Source organism: Haloferax sp. Atlit-6N, from assembly GCF_003383195.1.
Taxonomy (GTDB): Archaea; Halobacteriota; Halobacteria; order Halobacteriales; family Haloferacaceae; genus Haloferax; species Haloferax gibbonsii.
This window is the reverse complement of the sequence record NZ_QEQJ01000008.1, coordinates 50,540-71,629: the sequence shown is the minus strand read 5'-3', so window position 1 is coordinate 71,629 and position 21,090 is coordinate 50,540. Positions and strand designations below refer to the sequence as shown.

Sequence of the window (21,090 nt, the reverse complement as noted above, 5' to 3'; positions counted from 1 at the left end):
AACCAGTTCGGTCGAATTAATTGACTCGCCTCACTATTTCGAGGACGACCGTAACTGACAACACCGAGCTCTCAACGAAGCGATTAGCCGGTTTTACCCAGATTAGTAGTCGGGTACAACTTGGCGACAGAAGCGAGAGATGCCGTCGTTACACTCGGGCGAGCTGACCGAACCTCTCTGTACACGAAGTGTCGCACGAACGTCGGCGCCTTTCGAGCGCAGGTCCCTCGCTAAACTATTCGTGTATCTTTCCTCATCGAAACCGCCGTACGTAACAAACAACCCCGTTGGGACCGACTCAATATTTATCTGATCTAGATACTCCGTTACTGGTGGGCATGAAAACGTCCACTTCGGCGTCCCGAGGAACACGGCGTCAAACCCGTGTAGGTCACCCGGAGTTGGCTCGATGGGCGTTTTTGAACCGGGGATAAACGACCGAAGGAGCCAGTTAAAATACGAGCGTTCTTTCGAGGGGCGGATTCGGACAAGTGTCGCATCAGAAAACTTCGCTGCGATAGCCGTAGCAATCTGGTGTGTATTACCGGTCCGAGAATAGTACGCGATACAAACTGTCTCGGACATACTCAGAGATACTAATGCGGCTAGTAATAGCTGCTCTGGTCAATATTTGCTGGTAAGGGTCAGTGACGGGATTGTAAACCGCTCCCCGTCTATGTTCGGCCGACATATATTTTGAAGGGAAAATAATCCGATGGTGGCGCGTCGTAGATGAGGTGAATACTCACCCCGAGCAGAACGCTCACACCCACGTAGTTCGTCTCTCCCCGTGTATGAGTACGACCAGAGAGTACGTGATAGAGACGTTCCAGAAGGAACACCGCCAGACGAGAGACAAGTGTCTGGAACTCTCGGACGCGATAAAGAACGAACACTTAGAACGCGCCGAAGAGTTGGTAGAAGCGCTCAACGAAGCGGCAGGACCACACTTCCAATACGAGGAAGACTCGCTGTACCCCGCATTGATTCCCTTTTTCGGTGCAGAAAAAGTCAAAGAGCTGGTCGCAGAGCACGACGAGGCCATCGAAGCCGCCGAGACACTGGCCGAGCTCACGGGACAAGACTCACTCGACGAGGAAGAAAAACGGGCGGCGTTGCGGGCGCTCCCCGATATTATGGTCCACGTTAGTGACTGTGATGGCTTGACCGTCTACCTAGAGAAAGCCGACGACGAAGTCTTCGATGACATCGCACGAAGCATGGAAGAAGCCAACGAGCAGGGGTTGACACTCACCGAGTACGACGCGACTGTCCGGCCGAGCCCCGAAGAGATCGTTGCCTGATTCGGTCGACGTCGGTATCAACGAGGTGGCGGTATTGAAACATAAATTTAAGACACCCGTACTCAGCCCTGACACATCACGACCGGGGTTGAGTGTAGGGGCGTCTCCGAAGCAGTAGGCGAACAGCTGCCCGGATCAACACCGGAACACTATCCTGACATGCCCGAAATATTTGTTCCACCTGAGCGTATCAAAGCAGAGCCCGATTGGAAGGTCGTCGACGTCCGCCGTGGATGGGATGACGAGACTGAGTATATCCCTAATGCGGTCCGGATTCCGTTCGAACAGTTCCGTGACCCGGGCGACGAGATGGAGGGAAAACTTCCGACTCCCGCAGCGTTCGCCTCGCTTTTGAGCGAGGCTGGAATCGAATCTGATGACCGCCTTGTCGCCTACGACGACGACCATGGTGTCTACGCATCGCGGTTTCTCGTGACCGCAGCACTCTTCGGCCACGATCTTGAGCGCCTCTATCTCATGGACGGAGATATCACAGCGTGGGCCCGCAACTACGAGACGGCTGAAACTGTCCCTGAACGAAAAGAAACAGATTACACTTGTGAAATCCGAACTGACAACTCACTCGTCAGCGCTGTCGACCTCGAAGATGCACTGGATAGCGACGCAGTCATCGTGGATACCCGTGACCAAATCGAGTACGACACAGTCCATTTGCCCGGCGCGATAAACTTCCAATGGCATACGCTCGTCGACGACGAGGCGCGGCATCTCAAACCTCGAGACGAACTCGAATCAATCCTGAAGTCCCACGAAATAACGCCCGACAGACCGGTCAGGCTCTACTGTAACACAGCCCGCCGTCTGAGTTTTGTCTACGCCACGTTGCTGGAACTCGGATACGAGGACGTTGGCTTCTACGAAGGTGGTATCAAAGCATGGACCGAATACGGGGGTTCAGTCGAGACTACCCTCTGAAGCATTCGACTCGGATGTGATTCAGATACCCAATTCCAGCAAAGAGACCAGTTATCGATCGTTGGCGTACCTCGGCTATTGACGGTTGGACTACAGGTTCCGATGCTCAACCAAGAAGTCCTAGTGATTCAATCTCGTCGCTGACGACCTGAATCGCTTCTCGTGCATAGTCGACTTTCTTCGCACCTGTGATGACGATCTTTCCCGATCCAAACATCAAGACCACTACTTTGGGCTCGTCGATCCGATAGACGAGACCGGGAAATTGCTCGGGTTCATACTCGACATTTTCCAGTCCAAGGCCGATTGCAAGCGCGTTCAGGTTGAGGTTCGTTCCGAGGTCTGCACTCGAGACGATATTCTGTACCGTCGCCTCTTCTCGGTCATCGATTGGAATACCAAGGCTACCGAGTTCCTCGAACACCTGTTCTAATGCACGGTTGACCCCGTCGACGCTACTCGCACCAGTGCACACGATTTTGCCAGACCGGAAAATTAGGTTCGCTGCCCTGGGGTTTTGAGTCCGATACACGAGTCCAGGGAAGTTATCGGGGTTGAACTCCGCTCCAGCGACGTCGTTCGAGAGCGACTCCAAATCCAATTCCTGGCCGACGGCGCTCGATGCCACTACATTTTGAATCTCGAGGGAATCGAGGCGTGCTTCGTTGGACATTATGTTTGTATTTTAAACACGGATACTTAAGCGATTGTGCGAATCAAGAGTTTCTCCGAGGACAACCAAATGGGGAAAATAGGCGAGCATATGGTGCCCATTACCCGAATAGGAATTATTGAAACCCTCCGCCTCTGATATAAAGTGCGTGACACAGACAGGGGGTGCGTCAAGCATGACGAGTCTGTTTATTTCACCCACACCCAAACTTCTGTGAGGAATATTATGTGTATGAAGCGTTCACACAGAGTTCCACTGAGCAAGCAATTGTGTGAACGAGAGTGTGCAGGTAAAGTTCGGAAAACACCAACTCAACGTAATGAAGTACGAGACACTAGACCTTACAATCCCCAAAGAACAAGCACGTGACGTTATTGCCGCGCGTGTCGACGGTGTCCGAATCCGTGAATTCCACGAGTACTACGAGTTCACGAGTTTGTCTGGATTCCACTTGGCAGAGCTATCCGACCGAAGACTACCAAACGGGGAACGAGGAGCACGGATAAAATATCGAACCGCCATCGTTTCACCAGTAGCAGCCACCGCGCGCTCGAAAGCACGCGAAATCAAAAATGCAGTAGAGAAGTATCGCTATCAAAATCGGTAGCACAGATACTGCACTCCAACTATTCATATCTTCATCAGTTGACGGAGTAGTCTGACCGACTTGCGCTCTCTATTCAGCACGTCATCAACAAACTATCAGCAACTGGGTCTTCAACAGAGTCCCGAAGTGGTTAGTTCGGAGAGTACGGGTCTGTGGCAGTATCGAGGCGGTAGACATCGTCTATAGTATCAAAATCGTCGTCGAACGCGTAGAGATATCCCAAGCCCCTGGTCTGCATATACGCAATGATACAAGCGTCGACGAACGAGAGTTGACGGTGGCGTCTGAAGAGTGCCTTTGCGGTCGCGAATGCATCGGAGTTCACAGACTCAATGTGGAATCGTGCGTTCTCCTCAAGTCGATCTAAGAAGTCCACTGCGGCGTCGTGTCCGGCGTGTGTCGTCAATCCATTGAGTGTCTCTGCTAAAACGTAATCAAGAACGACTGCCTCCGGAAGCGACGCGTCATCGATGCCTTGGAGAATTGGTCGTGCCTCAGTGTGCATCCCGTCTCGACGGTACGCAGCAGCAAACAAGACGCTCGTATCGATTAGCGCTCGTGGCATCTACTCTGTCTCAACGCCCCACGCGTCATGGTCCGTGGTGGCGTCTGTTTCTTCTTCGCCACCATACCCATCGAAATCCGCAAACGTTCCACTCCGTTGTTGGACGACGCGGACTCGGATACTTCCGTCTTCTTCGAGATGCCAGCGGAGTTGATCTCCATCGTCAATCCCCAGTTCTCGACGAATCCGAGCTGGAATATTCGCTTGGTTTCCAGACACCTTGCTTTCAGCGTCTACCGGTTCACTGCTCATGAATGACTACTAGCACCGCTTGTTGAAAAGCCTAGTGTGTCACCACACTAAGTGACTGAAGACAGATTTGAGTACGGCAGACCCTCGCTATTTCAGGAAACCTCTAATCCAACGACGTTGTTAACCAACAAACGTCGGAATACTCAACGGCGTTGGTTAATCACAGTTCTTTTTCTCGATCTGCTCAATGAGCGTTTGACTCGTTCGACTGATCCGTTGGAGACGCTCATGAATCACGTCTGCTTCATCACGCTCCCAGGTGGCGAGGTAGAACGCCGAACCAGCCATATCGAGGCCGAACTGCCTCCCAACAACGTATGCAACCGCTTCTGCTTCGACCTCACGCTTCGACCGTTCGGTGTCGTCGTCAACACCGACGTGGAGACGTGCATGAGCGTACTCGTGGACTAACGTCGACGCCATTGCTGCGTCATTGTCCCGGCGAAGCACCTCGACAATGGGGGATTCGTTTTTTCGTGATTCACGACACACACCTTTGGCGTCGCCGTAGTTCCACTCCTCATCAGGTGCAAGTTCAACCTCAACACCGACATCCTCAGCAGCGTCCAACACGGCAGGGAGGAGTTTGTCTGCGTCGCCCTCCGCATCCGTATCGAGACTCGGGAGGCTTTCACCTTCTGTCTGCGAGATGTCGAAGACTGGTGCTGGCCGGAAACCAACCAAGCCCTTCGACCACTCTTCAGATGGCGTCTCGTCGTACTCACAGTTGGTGTTGGAGTGGTAGCTGGGAGAGTTCTCACATTCAGGACACTGTCTAGCGATGATTGGAACCCAAATCCAAATCGCGCTTTCGCCTTCCTTGACGTGACGGTCGAATTCGTTCTGCCACGTCCGATAGCCCGCGACTCTTGTTGCCACAGGGCACTGCTGTTTGATTAAGAGCGTGTTGCGGTACGAATAGTCGTGGAACTGCCGTTGGACGTCAAGCCACGTCTGGAACTCTGCGCTCGCTTGTGCATCGTCGACGGAGTCAACAAGGTCGTCGATCCACTGCTCGATGGTACTGTGCATCTCGTCACGTCGGGTGTCGGAGTCGTCGAACGACACCGCTGCGTAGTCACTCGTCGCCATAGATTTTCTCGCGAGCACTCCAGTTTTGGAATGCCCCGCACCCCTCTGGGGGCGAGATAAACTCTCCCGAGCGAATGGAACCAGTCGGTGATGACTAGGCCCTCTGCACATCCACAGAAAATCGCGTGTGAACGGGCTAGCGCGACGCGGGCGGGATGTAGACACTGGCTTCGCCCATGACTTCCTCGAGGTGGTTCCGAGTGCGGTGGACAAAGTAACACTCGTAACAACAGTACCCACAAACGTCCCCAGTATCGTATTCAGCGACGAAGGGATCTCGTGACCCCTTCCAGACATCGTTTTCACACTCGACACAAGTTGACGAGTGGAGGTCAGCCGGCGTCGGAGGTTGATACTGTGTCTGACCAGCGTACCCGGTTGATCCCTCCGGCCAGACGCCTTGGCTCTCCCAAAACGAGCGCACGTGCCCAAGCCCGTGCCGGACCGTTTCTCGGACCGTCATGTGGTCGGCATCGCGACCGCTGTCGTCCCACCCGTTACCCGTCCAGAACTCGCCGAACTGTGCACCACGATGGAGCCCATTCCAATCAAGGCCGACGATGTCGGCCGGTGGGTCACCCGTCAACGTTGGTTGGGTCAACTGGTCGATAACCGCGAGTTGCTTGGGTGGGCTGCCTCCGAGGATGTGGACTCGACGGTCTCGCCAATCCACCGGATCTGAGAAGTCATGTGCCAGAATGTCCGCGTAACCACGCGAGTAGCCGACGACGATGTCGTCTGGAATTTCCTCAAGTGCCGCTTTGCATTTTGGGACGATGACGAACTCCGTGTCGGGAACGCGCTTTTGGAGGTCTCGCACTGCCCGAACGTACGACTGGGCTTCGGCACAATCGTAGGCGTCACCGATGATACCGACGTCGGGTTTGTGTTCGAGGACTCGCTCCGTGTAACGGTCGAGATCTGGATTTCTGAAATCGTTATCGAGCATGCCAACTGGCAGCTTGAGATTGAGGAATTGCTGTTGTTGGTAGCTGCAGTCCTCTCGAAAGCCGGTAAGGAAGCCGAGGTTCAACGCGTCGATGGCAAATGGCACGCGGTGAAGGAACGCTACGTACTCCGCCTGGCGGGCGTCGGTGTAGGCATCTGTCGTGCTGTCGCTGGTCGCTCCGGAGAAGTCGTGAATGGACACAGAGAGTCACCTGCGGGACTCTGCCGCCCCGCACCTCTCAGGGGCGAAAAAACAGTTGCTGCGGGCTTTGTTAACCAACAAACTTCGAATCGGTTCCATTCTGTTGGTTAATCCTCGAACAAGCAGCGGACGGCCGTCTGGGTGCCAGCGAGCGTTTGCTGATTTTCGTTGATATTGAGGTACTGTTGTTCTCGACAACAACATTTATCGTGATGTGGTGTATAACAACATTAGATGACCGGGAATGGCGCGAAACGAATCATCGATCAAACGATCGACTACCCGGAATCGAATCGCTTCGCGCATATCTCGGTGTGGTCCGTTCCCGAGTCAGAAGCCTACCCCGAGGGAATCAAGTACAGCATGCACTACGGGAATAAGGCGGGAGACACGATTCTCCGTTACGACAACGCCCATCCGGTGACGAAAGGCCACGAACGTCACGTTGGCGAGGACATCGACGGCGACTACGAGTATCCTGGCAGTTACGTCGAGGTCCTGCAGCGATTTCGACGCGAGGTGAATGAATATGAGCAAAACTGAACCAACCGATGATGGACCGAACGACCGCCGAACGCTGACCGTTCGGGTCGGCACACCTGACAATGCTTTCGATGCGGTTGAAGCACAGCTCGCAGCCCTTGAAGCGGGGGATGAACCAGAGCTGCTCTATGAGGTCGTCCTCCAGCGGGAGGAAGATCTTCAACGATTGCTGTCAGCAAGAAACGTCCAGCTCCTGCAAACCATTGCTCGTGAAGAGCCACAGAGTATTCGTGAAGCTGCACGACTCGTCGGTCGGGACGTCCGGCAGGTTCACGACAACCTCTCGGAGCTCGAAACACTCGGACTAGTTGAGTTCGAGCAGGTTGGTCGCTCGAAGAAGCCGACGGTGTGGTATGATGATATCAATATCGAACTCCCGGTTGCGATCACTGATACAGAACCAGTTGATGATAGCGCGAAAGCCTGAGATACCCATTCCCCTCTCTTCGACAGACGGGATCCCCTGATGGGATTTATTTATTCGACCACAGAGTCTCAAGTCGCTGGTCAACTGCTGTGAGAACTGTAGAGTACACTTCGAGAGGATGGAGTCATCGACCCACGACTGAAGTCGTGGGCTTGTCCGTGGACTCCCGGTCTACCTCCGAATTGGAGTAGGCGGTGTAATCGCCATTCCCGTTCACCATCCCAGACTTGAGGGCGAGATGACCGTCGCCCAACCCATCGGGACGTTTGCCCGATGGTAAAGTTAGTAATTTGAAGCCGATGTTCTTCGAGGCGTTGTAATCGCCGTCAACCGAGTACCCACAGTCGTTGCACTCGAACCACCCATCCGAGTTACGGTTCGTACTGGACTGATGCCCACACTTCGAGCAGGTCTGACTCGTAAACGCAGGCGGTATCTGCTCTACGCGAATCCCGTACTCTGCGGCTTTGTACGCGAGCATTTCCTGAAGTTCGCGGAACGCCCAGTTGTGCATCTGACGCTTCACTTGGTCGTTCCGATTACTCATCCGTTTGCGGATGTGGGTTAAGCGTTCGACGGCGATGTACGAACAGCCGTGGGAGTCTGCCTCCTCCCCGATACGTCGAGAAATAGTGTGCAGGCGGTTCAGCACGAAGCGGTTTTCTCGCCCCGACAGTCGCCGGAGTACCTGCTTTGCGGAGCGAGTGCCTTTGTGCTGAAGGCTTCGACGCACGCGGAAGTAGTGGTTCTGCCCCCACAGTAGTTCGCCACCATCGTAGAACGATCCTGTACTCGTTACGGCGACGTTCTTCAGGTTCAAATCCACGCCCAGAACCTTGTCACTGTCTCGTTCTCTAACGTCTTTCTTGATGACGATGTGAAGATAGAACACACCCTCGTCTTCGCGGTAGTGGAGCGTTCCCATCCGCTTCTCGTAGTCGTCATCATCGAGGTAGGACTTCTGGTAGTCTCCGAGAACATAGTCCACGGCGACCCTACCGTTGATGGTCGAAAGGGTGGCCGACCTGTCCTTGATGGTCAACGTCCGTTTGTCGTACACTGCGGACGGTTCGTTGAATCTCGGAAGGGGTCGGCTGTTGCCCTTCTTCCAGTCAGCGACGGTGCTTTTCATCGCTTCGACGGCTTTCGAGTAGGCTCGAACACAGAGGTTTGCGGGTAGGTCTGTCTCGTCTCGCAAGTCGTGGTACACTTTGCCATGTATGGTGGACTTGTTGAGGATGAGATAGCCGTCGTCATTGCGACCGTGTTGGACGGTGTAGTTGCAGGCGTGGTTGAACTGTTCGATGGTCTGATGGAGGTCGTCCTGTCGGTCTTCGGGAACCGAGAGTTTGACCGGGATGGTTCGTTTGACCTCCATCTGTAACTTCACATACGAAGTTGTGTTTTATAAGTCACACGGCTGGCGTGGGGAGTCAGACAGCTATCGCTCGTGGTTTGATTCGAGGATTGTCGGATTCCTCCCACGGCTAAAGCCGTGGGCTTCCTCCTTGCATCTATGTGAGTCCGCAATCAATTTCCCGTCTTCTGTGAGACGCTTAAGATACTTCGACGCTGTTTCGTGGGCGACTTCTGCCTCTGCTGCGACCCAGTTTGCCGTCCGAGGCTCACTTGGGCGAGTCCGGGAAGAGATTCAAGACTTTGATACTGAGGTAATCATGCGTGACCAGGAGTTGATTCGGCACGCTTGCTACAATCTTGAGGCGTACCGGGGGTCGTCGGTGTTCCTCTACGATGAGTTCGCTGACGGGGTCCCATTTCGAGTGTTTCGTCTGTCGTCGATACCTCTACGAGCGCGTAGATTACTTGATGCATTCTCTGTTTCCTCGCTGGCGCTCTCGGCCGATCTCCAACTCTCTCACGACCTATTGCGCCGGCACCCATCGCCGGCGCTAACAAAATCTCACGAGAAAAGGTGGCATAGATGGACTCAGATGGACCGAAGTCCCACCGAAACACAGGAGACACCCACTTCGAGATGTATTGACAGACACGAATCCAAACACAAGTCTTACCCCTAGCAATCGGTTTTGATGAGGTAGCGGGATGGGATAGCCAGGAGATTCCGCCGGGCTCATAACCCGGAGATCGGTAGTTCAAATCTACCTCCCGCTATGTTTGTGCTGACCTCAACTCCTGAGATCCGAGCCTCGTCTCCGTGTAACCCACGAGGTCAGCAGTGTAGCTCGGAGTAGTTTGAACTTGGGAGCGACTGCAAGGAGCGACCTGAGTTCAAATCTACCTCCCGCTACTTCTCTTGAAAACTACGCTCCGAAATTTTGGAGTGGGTTTCCGGAATGGAGAGTTGAATAGAGTGAATTCCGGCCTCAGAAAGAGATTGCCGACAGCTCAACTATCTGCCAATTAACCAAGTCTCTCGGCGACGACCGACCCAACTGCAGACCGCAACGCCTTCCAATCGATGTTACTGTGGTCGAGTCGGGCGTACTCCTCTCGAACAATCATCTCGAACACGCGTGCGTGAACTTCAGCAGTCGTGGCTGTCTTTCCGGGCATTTCGACGGCTTTGATCGCCTGGTTGACTCGTGTCTTGGTTACAAGGCTGTTGGAGACTGCTGTTGGCTCACCTTGGATTGGCTCGTAATTGCTCATTTCGTCGACTACGATCTCTTGGATGAGTGCGCTTCCACCACGTCGGTTCTCGATAACCACACCTGCGGCAGGTCCGTCGTACCATGCGGACTCGGGGGCATCGAAGCGCTCGGGATGGAAATCCCGGACGTTCACCTCCTTCTGGAAGGTGTTCACTGGTGTGAGACCCAGACGCTCGAACACTCGCTCGGCTTTGTCGATGGGGAGGAGTCGTTCTTTGTCTTCGTTCCAGATGGCACGGCCAAGAAACGGTGGAATTCGGTCCCAGTCATAGTCAATACCGACGTTACACGGTGCCACGCCGAAGAAGACGTACGCTGATGGGTCGTCCACAGCTTCGTGAAACGCGTCACGGTCGAACTGCTCACGAACGTGCCGAACAGACTGTTCGTATGGCGGTGGCACGTCGTCGAAGATTCGTTCTCGGTCTCCGAATATCAGGAGCCCCGATGGCTTCATCTGAAACCGCAATCGGGGCCCAACGACGTACTCACGGAGCCACAAGTGCCCGCTCGACAGCAACCCTTCGGAGGCGTCTGCGAGTGGAGGCGTCGATGGATGCGATCTCATGAATAGATACGGCCACCTTCCACTGCGAGACAAATAGTCTTGGCCGTGTCCTGATTCATCTCGTCGATGTTCCAAATTCGTGGCTGAGTGGTGTCCAAAGTGAGTCCCCGTGTCGGTTATAGTCAAGTCTGATTGGATTTTGATTCACCATCAGATTGTCCTGTGTACGTTCGCTTCGTGCGTTCAGACGGGGTCTTCCAAGAGATTCCAGTGACTCCGAATCGTCGTAGGCGACACGTTCGCCACTTGAGCGGCTTCCAATTGTGTGAGTGTCCAGTCTTCGTCCCGACTCGCCTTGTAGAGACATGCACCAGCGAATCCCGATGGATTGAAGCCTGTCGTGACTCCGTTTGATTCAGAAGCGACCGCCAATTTCCAGGCTCGGTGCTGAATTTGATCTGGTATGCTATGTTCCGACGCAAACCGGGGAATGAACTCACTGGGCAGAATAGGTTGGGTTGGGAGTTTGAGCTCTGTATTCAGCGTTTTGTACGCCTTCGTCACTCTTGGATGAGCAACCCTCGATGAATTAGAGACCTCCTCAATAGGTCGTGAAAGCCCGTTGCAACGGCAAGTGCCATAGACACTCGCTGCAGCGATTGACTCGATAGAGCGACCACGAAGCAAGTCTTCATTTTGGGCACTCCGAAAGAGCATGCACGCTTGGTCACAGATAGAGTCAGGTAGGTCGAGTGCACTCGAAATCCGACGTACTTCACCCAATCCATGAGCGAGGTTCCGTTCAGCTTTCGACTGGAACCGCCCACGGGACTGTTCACGACGCATCCGGGCAACCTGCTGCCGTTTCTTCCCTGACAGCGTTCGGCCGCTAGCGTCTCGTTTGTAACCGATTTCGGATGAGAGCCCACGGTCATGCCGAGTCGGCGTCAGGGGAGCACCCGTTCTCTTTTTACCTTCGTCGTCTGCTGAGAAGAGCCGCCACTCTGGCCCATGGTCTATCTGATATTCTGAAAGAACCAACCCACAATCGTCACAAACCGTCTCAGCTGTGTTTGTACTCACGTCGCCGCCACAATCTGGGCAGGCATTGTTCGTGTTAGCCAGTTCATCCTCGTCGAAGCCACTCTCGTAGATATCTCTCGTTGCCATTGGTCATCTGCGAGGCACTCTTCGTGCGCCCCGCACCCCTTAGGGGCAAAAACAACTCACTGAGGTCTATTGAAACCCCCAGTCACTGATAGTTTATTGGTACCGTGCAAAATACAGAGCGCGTGTCTCGCAGTTGACGAAGTTGTTGATTGCTTCTGAGCGTTTTTGTCAATCGGGAGTAACGGTAGAACATGACCTTTCAAGAAATTAATTTAGGGGAAGTTGAGCGCCGACGTGACCGCCTGTTCAACCGTTTTGAGGAGGCACCAGTGGTTGAGCGGTACGACACACCAGAACCTGATGAGTTCGAGGACTGGATTGCACTCTCCAAAGAGGGCTACATCGGAAGTGCATACGCACTCATCAAACGGTCACCGGACGACTTCTCTCCACTCACCGAGTCGATGACTGTCGAGAGTACGGAACAGGAGCGTGTACTGTTGATTCTTGGGCGTGGTAGTTCTGAGTGGGGTGTCCCCGGTGGTGGTCAAGAAAACGGCGAGACGATGGAAGCGGCGGCTCAACGAGAGATAATGGAGGAAGTCGGAATCACGGCCTCTCTAACGGGAATCAACCATATGCGTCACGAAATCGCCACTTGTGAGGGTTACGACGAGCGACTTCACGTGTTGAGGGTATTCTTCCACGCCGAGTACGAGGGCGGCTCAATTACAACACAACCCGGTGAGCTAAACGGCGCAGCGTGGTTCGTCAATCCACCTGCTAAAGCCCGATTACTTCCATCTACACAGCGATTGCTCGAAAACTGGAACCCCAACTGAGAACGACACCATCCTCGGAGCCGACCTCTGCTGAACTCACCCTCTGTCTGTGTCCCGCCGTTTCTGACAGCGTTCGGTGAAGTTTCTGTTGTCGTGCTGAATAGAGGGCGCGAGTGTAGCAAATGTTAACCGTCAGGTTAGCATCATGGCCGACGTACATCGCCACCATCGCGGTGGGCTGGGAAGCACTCGGAGGACATGCCACTTGATTCTCCCGAGGGCCCGAACGGAAAGCAGCCTTTCGGCCCTCACGGTAGAACTGCTAAGCCACTCGCCCCCCTACATCGCATATGACTACGGGAATCGATAACATCCAGTTCTTGGCAATGTCGGCCCATCGCGTCGGTGTCATCGAAACGTTGCGCGATAGACCAACTGACCGTCGAGAGCTGTGTGATGCCACCGGCGCCTCCTCGCCGACCGTGGGACGGGTGCTCGCCGACTTCGAAGCGCGTAGATGGCTCGTAAGGGACGGACCTACGTACGGACTGACTCCCCTCGGCGAGTACGTCGCCGACCAATTCTTGAGTCTCCGGGATGCGATGGCGGTAGAAGAGAAGCTCCGAGACGTTTGGCAGTGGCTGCCGGTTGAGATGCCTGGCTTTTCCGTCGACCTCTTCGCCGACGCGACAGTCTCCTACCCTGGGCCAGGGTACCCCTATGAGCCCGTCGAACGTCTCGGCCAGCTTATCGCTTCTACTTCCTCAATGCGCGGATTCGATAACATCGTTTACAAGTCGAGCAATCTCGAGACGGCCTGCGGTGCGATCCTCAAGGGAATGTCGTTCGAGTATGTGTTCACGCCCGAGACCCTGGAAGGAATGTTCGCATGGAACCCAGACCGCATCAGGGAGGTCACCGCCTGCGAGAACGCGACCGTCCTCGTCAACGATCACCTCCCCGACGGCGACCGATGCGGTCTCGGCATCGTGGACGACCGGGCCGGCATTTGCTGCCACGACACCGAGACTGGCGCTCTCGTGGCGGTCATCGACACTGATGCCCCGGAGGCCCGCGAGTGGGCCATCTCGGTCTTCGAGGAGGTTCGTGCGGAGGCGACCCCACTAGACTTCGCCGCCTTCGAATCCCGTACGCCATCGTAACGCCACTCGTAACGAACGCCACCATCGAACTGGCAAACCAATCAGCCTGAAGCCTCTGCTATACCAAGCATCCTGCCTCCACGAGATTTCAGGGCGTGAAATCCTGCACGCGGCATCATCACTTCTCTCGGGCACATACGAGTAGCTGAGGAAGCAACACATGACTGAACGACACGAGACCGTCGTCATCGGTGGCGGCCAGGCTGGACTGGCGACAGGGTACTACTTGCAACAGCACAACCAGGACTTCGTCATCCTCGATGCGAACGACCGCGTCGGCGACGCTTGGCGGGCCCGCTGGGACTCGCTCCGGGTATTTACCCCGGCCCGTTACTCGAGCCTGCCAGGGATGGGCTATCCGGGTTCGCAGTACGACTTCCCCACGAAGGACGAGGTGGCCGACTACCTGGAGACCTACGCCCGGCATTTCGACCTACCCGTCGAACTCGGCGTTCGGGTGGACGGGCTGGAACGGAGCGACGATGGCTTCCTCGTGAGCGCTGGCGACCGACGCATCGAGGCGGACAACGTCATCGTGGCGATGGCAAGCTACCAGGTCCCGAAGGTTCCGGAGTTCGCATCGGAGCTCTCCGACGACATCGTCCAGTTGCACGCAAGTGAGTACCGCAACCCCGATCAGCTTCAGGAAGGGGGCGTTCTCGTCGTGGGGGCGGGTAACTCCGGTGCCGAAATCGCTCTCGATGTCGCTGACGGACACAAAACGTGGCTGTCGGGTCGGGACGTCGGCCACGTGCCGTTCCACATCGACTCTTGGGTCGGCCGTCACCTTGGGGTCCCGTTCGTGATGCGGGTGCTCTTTCACAGGATCCTCACGACGGGAACGCCCATCGGGCGCCGGAAGCGCCCGAAGATGCTGTCCCAGGGCATCCAGCTAGTCCGGGTCAAACCAAGTGACTTTCCCTCGGCTGGCGTCGAACGTGTACCTCGAACGGTTGGCGTACGCGACGGGTACCCTATCGTCGGGGACGACGACGTCATGGAGGTCGAGAACGTCATCTGGTGTACTGGATTCCGCCCTGACTTCTCGTGGATTGACCTCCCGATATTCGGCGGGGAGGAACAGCCAAAGGAACCCGTTCATGTACGTGGCGTCGTCCTGGACGAGCCAGGTCTGTACTTCGTCGGCCTGTTCTTCCTGTACGCGGTGACGTCAGGGCTGTTTACGGGTGTCGGCAGGGATGCGGAGTATGTCGTCGACCACCTATCGTCGACGGCGCGGCAGCAGTCGCCTCGTCCGACCTACACCGGGGCGGTGGACGGACTCTCACAGCAGTCGTAGTTGAGCTCGGCGTCGCCCCCAGACCAAGGCCAGTCTCGAGAACGTCGCCACCTCATGCGGCCTACTTCAGCCTACTTGGTTCAGGGTCATCTGCGGTGACCGATACACCATCTGTCTGTTGCACGCCACTTCTGTCAGATTTTGTGAGTTACAACTGAGCGACTCAAGCAGGTCCAGACCCAGACAGGAAATTTCGACAGGCACCACAGCAACGCGAACGGCGCGTATATTGACACCAACCGAATGGATACGACTGCCAGCATCTAAGCTCAACGTCCGTAGGATTGTCTGTCTGGTCCTACGGTGAACCAACTCCCAACGGACAGAAACCAGTCAATCACGTGCCATCGACAGCCCCAATTCCCTGCCCCCGGGGCTGTCGACGTGGTCGGCAAACCCACAACTATCCCCTTTCCATAGGTTCGCCTGGAGGACTCTCCAAAGCGGGGCAAGGAAGCCACTCCTCTATTCCTTAATTGATACGGACTGGCTGGGCTCGAAACAAGAATAGCAAGTCAACACGAGATGTTGACCGAGCCAGTGGTGTGCCTCTGACAACTGCAAGTGTCAGTAGCATCCAATTAATAAAAGGATTCTCATCAACCGGTACAAATTGATTTTACGCCCAATTAGCTCGGGAGTTCACGTCGACCACTGTCAACACACACCCAACAGGGGAAGTCGTTATCCAACAACTCACAGTCGCAATCATCAGGTGTTGCATCGTCGTCAACCTCGGCTTTCGACTGTTCGTTGCTCACTACACCTCCGTCTGCGACTATCTGCATTTGCTCGACGGCATCGAGAATGGGACGACGGATCGCGACGGCGACCCGGTGTTTGCACGGGCCGGTGTATTTCTCGTCTGCTGGGCACTCGCACGCATCCGGTACGCCGTTGACGATTCGTACGTTGTATTCATGATTCTCGGGATCGGCGTGGCTCGCATTGTGGACAAGCACATCGCCGTCTAATAACGAGAATTCGAATGCCTCGTATTGGGCTCGTTTCAGGACGCGCTTCGTTGGGCTGAGTCTTGCAAGTAGGGATTCAGACATGGTTTTTCGAAACGCCCAGAAGAGAGCGCCTCGCTCATCGAGGCGCTAAGAAACCGAATTGTGACTCACTAGTCCTCGAAATTCACCTGTGTCGTTCCAGGTGTTGATTCATCCCAAGAGCCTATATTTGGGGACTCTGGGTCTATGTCAGCGACAAATCGCATCGTAGTGATGTTCAACGCAAGCCCAAGCAGGCCGCCACCGATGATGCCAGCTATGAGTCCGATCACTGGGACATTGACCACAAATGCCGACGCGAACAGTGAAACGATGAGCACGAAGAAGCCGTAGCCAAGGAAGTACCACAAATATGGTCCTCCTTGGATGGCCAACGAAACAGACCCCCGAATTGCATCAATCAAGCCGGTCTCTCGGAGGACAACTAGGTAGGGAGTTGCATAGAGCAGATACACTGCAATGAAGAACAGTATGATCGCGAATGCGACGAGATTGACGAGATTCGATGGAAGGTCGGTTGCGTTGAGGCCGATGCTCATTGCGAAGGGGAGTAGGAGCAAGAACGGGACGAATGTGAGGGCGATAAATGGCCCAAAGTAGGACCGAACACTCTCGAAAAAGTCGTACTCCCCTGTCTCAAGGTGAGCTTTGAGACTTCCAAAGTAACCTGCTGCGAGTGCTGACTTCACAACCAGTAGGGCAAAGACTGGAACCAATAACACTGGACGTCTGCCTACTGGGATTCCAAGATAGACGTTCACTCCCTGAATTGGGAGGACTTACAAATTGCCAGACGGTTCCAACCGAGATTGGTATCCCGAACGTGAATCCAAAATACACGCCGTCATGGGCGAGTACCGACTGAATTTTTGTAATCTCCCCACTCGCAAACAAGATCGGAACCAGAATGAGAGGGACGCAGTTGAGCGCCCGTTCCCACCCGTCTGAGAACCGCTCGTAGAATCCCGGCATTAGTTCAGTACCCGAGGCTGTCGTGGATTGATTGTACACGAGAGCTGTTGGAACCGGACAGAGAGTATGGAGGGCATCAATCTCGAACACACATGTCATTCGTAAATATGGTTCTCTTCGAGTTCAGCTATCAGTCTCAGAACTTGGATTAGCTCCTACTTCGGGACTCGGTACATGGCTCTCGAAATTCCTTACGACGATCTCGTTCTTCACCACAGTTCATGCAGTGCCAGTAGGTAGACCGGTAGCCGTTGAGGTCTGAAAGTTCAATATCGTAGTCGGTAGGCCTGCTTCCAGGGAGCCACACAGTCCTTCGAACAAGTTCGTGGCCATACTGAGCGAGTTCGTTTGAGTGCTGTTGCTCATGGGTGTTTGGTGACGTTGTCATGGGTTGGTCGGGAGTTCAGCACTCCCGTACCCGGCAGGGGGTGACAAAAATTTCAGAAGCGATCCTGTCGCTCAACTCGTGCTCGACGAGTGCAAGGATGAGTTTGTTACAGGTACCTCTGCTGAAATCCTCAATGCCAGACAGGAGCGGCGTGCACCATACAGAGGGTGAGTTCAGCAAACGGCCATCGCGCATTTCAGTCCGTCCGATACTAAACAGCCGTTAGCGATTGCGAGTGTATCACTTTACTGGCGTCGCTTCTACGGTAACAGAACCAATCCCATCGTCCCCAACCGTCAACTCATATGCAAGGGAAAGAACAGGCCCGGACTCCATCGTTTCGGCCAATTTTACCTGCGCTGTTGTCTGGTAGACTCCTTTGGAGACACAGGTTCCCTCAGGACCATCGTAGTACAGGTGATGGTCTATTGTGTATGTGTCATCAGGGTTGAGCGTAACCGAGAAACCGAGGTTTTCCACGGCAATGCCGATATTCTCACCGTCAGGGAATCGCCAGCAGTCGTTCACAGGTTCTGATGGGACATCGGCAGCGGAGATGAACACGTGTTCGGGGTTCACAGGAAACGCGAACAGTCGTGCCGTCTCACTCTCGAAAGGGGAGAGATACTCAAGCGGAAGTCCACCTCCCTTTGTTGGCGTGATTGGGACTGCCCGTTCAGCCCCATTAGTGAGGGCAAGTTCAATTCTTGGCGGGTGTTCGCCCGTTGCGTGGGCAACAACAGACGCGCTGGCCGAAAGCGTTGCTGTGTCAAACTCTGGAGTCGTGGTCGGTGTTTCTGTCGGAGCTTCTGTTGAGGTTTCTGACGGGGAAGAACCAACTGTCGTCGTGTTACTCTCAGTAGCACGCTGCGACGATTGAGATGGAGAAGTACAGCCGGCAAGTGAAGTGATTACTACTGCACCTGAACGAAGGATGTTGCGACGTGAACGGAAAGGCACAATCCTGACTTTCAATTCATTTGTCAAATGCTTTCTGTAAATCTGAGCTGAGGTACAGGAGAATGATATGACCGCTCGCGCCCTCTATTCAGCACGTCCACTGAAACCTACCCAATTGCTTTCACGAATAGAAGGATCACGGGCTATCGGACGGAATAGCCCTAACACTCCTCAGCTGAATCGGGCCAAAGTGACACCACCCTCATCCACTCCAGAGGAGTACACTGCACCGTTGGCGACAGTTGCCCCTTTGTAGAATCTTGCGTAGTCGGACTCAAACGTCCCCTCTGTCTGTGCGAGCGTCTCACCGGTTGCTGCATCGAGCACGCCCGGGCGGGTGCCGTACTCTGACCCTGGTTCGGTAAACTCCGCTTCGGTGAATGGGACATACACTCGACCGCCACCGACGGCCACACCGATCCCAGTGGTATTACCATACTCCGTCGACCAACACACTGCACCGCTTGAGGCCTCAAGCGCGTAAAGTTGGCCACGGGTGTGAACGTATACGTGAGATCCGTCAGTCGCCATGGCGTTCGGTTCGGCTCCGAGATCGTGCGTCCAGACGTGCTCGCCGGACCTTGCATCGAGTGCACGAATAACTCCCCCCTTGCTGCCAGCAAAGACGATGTCGTCTGCGACCGAGACGTTGCAGTCGATGTGCGCGTTCGTCTTGACGCGCCAGCGCTTCTCACCGGTCGCCGCATCAATCGCGTAGATGTATGTGTCGTAATCGCCGTAGTACACTGCGTCACCGACGATAGCCGGTGTCGCAATCGTCTCTTCGCCCGTTGTGTGCTGCCACCTGACTGACCCGTCTGTGAGGTCGAGCGCGAGCAGCGACAGTTCAGTCGGGACGTAGACCGTCTTATCGACGATAACTGGACTGCCGTGGAACAGGCTGGTGTGACTCTCTGGGCCGGTCCACCGCGTTTCGCCCGTCTCTGGGTCGAGTCCGAGGACCGTGGAGTCGGCAAGACCAACAACGACGTCGTCGGCGATTGCCAGCGACCCACGCGGGCTATCGACGCTTCTCCCCCACACCTTCTCACCAGATTCAGCATCAACTGCGTACAGCATGGAGTCATACTCGTGTGCGTAGACTCGGTCAGCGGTGGCAACAGGCTCTATCGCTCCAGCGTTTCCACCGAGCGTGAATGTCCAGTCAAGCGACAGCGGCGGCTCAGGTGCGTCAGCCGAAGGGACGACACTTGTCCCAGCGGGATCTCCTCTGACTGACCGCCAGCCAAGTGTTCCAGTGACTGTTGGTTTATACGGTTCGCACGCTTCTGCCCGGCCTGTGTTTACTCCATCCGAACCGTCACCAGACAGTTGGCTACAGCCAGCGAGCCCTGCCATCGCACCAGCAGCACCAACGTTTCGTAGGAAGCGACGGCGATTCATGCGATCTTGGTCACCCCCAGGACCTGGTGAGAGAGATACAGCGCATCTGCGGTCACCGAAAGTGGCGTCATCGAATGTCGGGAATAATGCCGTGTCGAATAGTTCGACTCAAGGACGGTCTCCTCGGTGAGGTTCCCCCACAGTCGGCTCCCGTTGGAGGGGTCAAACGCACCCGCCCGAAGGTAGACAGCGTCATCGGTCACCGCAGCGGGCCCCATGAACGGGACGCTCTTTGTCCATCCAAGGCCGTCGTCGACGCCGTAGTTGACGACGCGCCACTGCTCACTGCCATCTATGAGGTCGAGTGCGTAGAAGTTCTTCGCGCCGACGTAGACACGCTCTCCGTCAGTCGCGGGTGCGCCGGTGTTTCGGTGGCCGACGACAAACCGCCACTGCCGATCGCCTGTCGTCGCGTCAAGGGCGAAGATTTGGTCGCCCCCAGTCACGAGTACTGTATCGTCGACAACAGCGGGAGTATTTGGCGGCTCATATCCGGTGGGGAAACTGTAGCGCCACTCCTCGTTTCCCTCGTGGTCGATCGCCTGTACGTGGGCGGTCCTGAAGTGGCCGGTTCGTTTGTTATTTGAGTCTTCTTGGACCGTCACGTACACACCTGATTCGTCAACGGCAGGGGCACTGTTGGCAGCGAACGAACTACCCCCGCCGAGAATACCATTCCAGAAGTCAGACTGGCCGTGTTCCCAGCACTGTTCTCCGTCAAGAGTAAAGCCGTACACAGTTGCCGACGCGTCAAGGACGTAGAGGTGCTCACCGATGACGGTCGGGGTTCGGACCGCGTCTGCGAGGTCCTGCGTCCAGCGTCGCTCACCATCGGTCGAGATGGCGTGGAGTGTTCCTCCTTGGTCACCAACGAAGATGGTGTCTCCTGTGAGTGCTGGATCACCGCTTGCCAAAGACGGGAGTTCGACTCGCCACTGTAACTCACCAGTCTCATCATCAAGTGCGACGAGGTAGCCAGGGTATTCTAGGTCGTGTCCGTCGGTCTCTCGAGTTGCGACGTACACCGTATCGTCGGCGATGATAGGCGTACTGAACCAGCCGTTGAGCCGTGGCCCTTCGCTATCCTCACGGTCGGTCTGCCACTGTACCTCTCCATTCGAAGGTCCAGCAGAAGCGTAAGACGTGTTCGCCGGGTCGTAACCAGCCATTGGCCAGCGGTCACGTGGCCTGTTGAACGTGTTCGTGGGAGGTCCACAGGATCGTCCCGACTTACTACAACCAGCGATAGCCACGGTACCACCAGTGGCAATCGTGCTGAGGAGGGCCCGGCGATTCATTCCCGAA

20 protein-coding genes and 1 tRNA gene are annotated in these 21,090 nt (G+C 55.3%); 8 read left to right on the top strand and 13 right to left on the bottom strand.

Features of this window, described 5'->3' with window-relative positions; translation table 11 throughout:
- Positions 1-794 precede the first annotated feature (794 nt).
- Together DEQ92_RS19895 and DEQ92_RS19890 are read left to right on the top strand one after the other, a co-directional pair.
- Positions 795-1,304: a hemerythrin domain-containing protein gene (locus tag DEQ92_RS19895; RefSeq protein WP_115821550.1), complete on the top strand. Its 510-nt coding sequence runs from the start codon at positions 795-797 to the stop codon at positions 1,302-1,304.
- A gap of 159 nt (positions 1,305-1,463) precedes the next feature.
- The gene (locus tag DEQ92_RS19890; protein ID WP_115821549.1) at positions 1,464-2,240 is read left to right on the top strand and encodes a sulfurtransferase; all 777 of its coding nucleotides are present in this window, start codon (positions 1,464-1,466) and stop codon (positions 2,238-2,240) included.
- A gap of 106 nt (positions 2,241-2,346) precedes the next feature.
- Here the strand turns inward: DEQ92_RS19890 and DEQ92_RS19885 are convergent, their stop codons facing one another.
- The 5 genes from DEQ92_RS19885 to DEQ92_RS19865 form a co-directional block, all read right to left on the bottom strand.
- On the bottom strand, positions 2,347-2,913 hold the full coding sequence (locus tag DEQ92_RS19885; protein WP_115821548.1) for a TATA-box-binding protein: 567 nt from the start codon (positions 2,911-2,913) through the stop codon (positions 2,347-2,349).
- Positions 2,914-3,650: 737 nt separating this feature from the next.
- Entirely contained in the window at positions 3,651-4,085 is a 435-nt protein-coding gene (locus tag DEQ92_RS19880) for a type II toxin-antitoxin system VapC family toxin (RefSeq protein ID WP_115821547.1), read from the bottom strand.
- Positions 4,086-4,337 (bottom strand): AbrB/MazE/SpoVT family DNA-binding domain-containing protein, encoded by a 252-nt coding sequence (locus tag DEQ92_RS19875; protein ID WP_008094667.1) that lies wholly within the window; start codon positions 4,335-4,337, stop codon positions 4,086-4,088.
- A gap of 156 nt (positions 4,338-4,493) precedes the next feature.
- On the bottom strand, positions 4,494-5,429 hold the full coding sequence (locus DEQ92_RS19870) for an ImmA/IrrE family metallo-endopeptidase (RefSeq protein WP_115821546.1): 936 nt from the start codon (positions 5,427-5,429) through the stop codon (positions 4,494-4,496).
- Between the two features lie 136 nt (positions 5,430-5,565).
- Entirely contained in the window at positions 5,566-6,579 is a 1,014-nt protein-coding gene (locus tag DEQ92_RS19865) for a DUF6610 family protein (RefSeq protein WP_115821545.1), read from the bottom strand.
- A gap of 234 nt (positions 6,580-6,813) precedes the next feature.
- Between DEQ92_RS19865 and DEQ92_RS19860 the strand changes: the two genes are divergently transcribed.
- Both DEQ92_RS19860 and DEQ92_RS19855 read left to right on the top strand, forming a co-directional pair.
- Positions 6,814-7,122: a DUF6516 family protein gene (locus DEQ92_RS19860; RefSeq protein ID WP_115821544.1), complete on the top strand. Its 309-nt coding sequence runs from the start codon at positions 6,814-6,816 to the stop codon at positions 7,120-7,122.
- Positions 7,109-7,549, top strand: a complete 441-nt coding sequence (locus DEQ92_RS19855) for a transcriptional regulator (protein ID WP_115821543.1) — start codon at positions 7,109-7,111, stop codon at positions 7,547-7,549. Before DEQ92_RS19860 ends, DEQ92_RS19855 begins: the two co-directional genes overlap by 14 nt.
- Positions 7,550-7,673: 124 nt before the next feature.
- Here DEQ92_RS19855 and DEQ92_RS19850 read toward each other — a convergent pair whose 3' ends face one another.
- Positions 7,674-8,927 (bottom strand): RNA-guided endonuclease TnpB family protein, encoded by a 1,254-nt coding sequence (locus tag DEQ92_RS19850; protein WP_115821542.1) that lies wholly within the window; start codon positions 8,925-8,927, stop codon positions 7,674-7,676.
- Between the two features lie 680 nt (positions 8,928-9,607).
- Here DEQ92_RS19850 and DEQ92_RS19840 point away from each other — a divergent pair.
- Positions 9,608-9,682: transfer RNA gene (locus DEQ92_RS19840), tRNA-Met, on the top strand.
- Between the two features lie 249 nt (positions 9,683-9,931).
- On the opposite strand, the gene DEQ92_RS19835 is transcribed toward DEQ92_RS19840, so the two are convergent.
- The gene (locus tag DEQ92_RS19835; protein ID WP_115821540.1) at positions 9,932-10,639 is read right to left on the bottom strand and encodes a hypothetical protein; all 708 of its coding nucleotides are present in this window, start codon (positions 10,637-10,639) and stop codon (positions 9,932-9,934) included.
- Positions 10,640-10,933: 294 nt separating this feature from the next.
- The gene (locus DEQ92_RS19830; protein WP_115821539.1) at positions 10,934-11,860 is read right to left on the bottom strand and encodes a transcription initiation factor IIB family protein; all 927 of its coding nucleotides are present in this window, start codon (positions 11,858-11,860) and stop codon (positions 10,934-10,936) included.
- Positions 11,861-12,051: 191 nt separating this feature from the next.
- On the opposite strand from DEQ92_RS19830, the gene DEQ92_RS19825 reads away from it, so the two are divergent.
- The 3 genes from DEQ92_RS19825 to DEQ92_RS19815 all read left to right on the top strand — a co-directional run bounded on the left by DEQ92_RS19825 (position 12,052) and on the right by DEQ92_RS19815 (position 15,045).
- A complete protein-coding gene (locus DEQ92_RS19825; RefSeq protein ID WP_115821538.1) occupies positions 12,052-12,642 on the top strand; it encodes an NUDIX hydrolase in 591 nt (196 codons plus the stop codon).
- A gap of 290 nt (positions 12,643-12,932) precedes the next feature.
- The gene (locus DEQ92_RS19820; RefSeq protein ID WP_193493864.1) at positions 12,933-13,745 is read left to right on the top strand and encodes a winged helix-turn-helix domain-containing protein; all 813 of its coding nucleotides are present in this window, start codon (positions 12,933-12,935) and stop codon (positions 13,743-13,745) included.
- A gap of 160 nt (positions 13,746-13,905) precedes the next feature.
- The gene (locus DEQ92_RS19815) at positions 13,906-15,045 is read left to right on the top strand and encodes an NAD(P)/FAD-dependent oxidoreductase (RefSeq protein ID WP_115821537.1); all 1,140 of its coding nucleotides are present in this window, start codon (positions 13,906-13,908) and stop codon (positions 15,043-15,045) included.
- A 629-nt stretch (positions 15,046-15,674) separates the two neighbouring features.
- Here DEQ92_RS19815 and DEQ92_RS19810 read toward each other — a convergent pair.
- From DEQ92_RS19810 to DEQ92_RS19795, 5 genes are all read right to left on the bottom strand, one after another.
- Complete coding sequence (locus DEQ92_RS19810; RefSeq protein ID WP_115821536.1) at positions 15,675-16,103, bottom strand: SWIM zinc finger family protein; 429 nt, start codon at positions 16,101-16,103, stop codon at positions 15,675-15,677.
- Positions 16,104-16,171: 68 nt separating this feature from the next.
- On the bottom strand, positions 16,172-16,750 hold the full coding sequence (locus tag DEQ92_RS23985; RefSeq protein ID WP_199522943.1) for a hypothetical protein: 579 nt from the start codon (positions 16,748-16,750) through the stop codon (positions 16,172-16,174).
- A gap of 911 nt (positions 16,751-17,661) precedes the next feature.
- A complete protein-coding gene (locus DEQ92_RS23280; protein WP_147299513.1) occupies positions 17,662-18,000 on the bottom strand; it encodes a hypothetical protein in 339 nt (112 codons plus the stop codon).
- A gap of 552 nt (positions 18,001-18,552) precedes the next feature.
- Complete coding sequence (locus DEQ92_RS19800) at positions 18,553-19,785, bottom strand: PQQ-binding-like beta-propeller repeat protein (RefSeq protein ID WP_115821593.1); 1,233 nt, start codon at positions 19,783-19,785, stop codon at positions 18,553-18,555.
- On the bottom strand, positions 19,782-20,954 hold the full coding sequence (locus DEQ92_RS19795; protein ID WP_158547636.1) for a PQQ-binding-like beta-propeller repeat protein: 1,173 nt from the start codon (positions 20,952-20,954) through the stop codon (positions 19,782-19,784). Before DEQ92_RS19795 ends, DEQ92_RS19800 begins: the two co-directional genes overlap by 4 nt.
- Positions 20,955-21,090 lie beyond the last annotated feature (136 nt).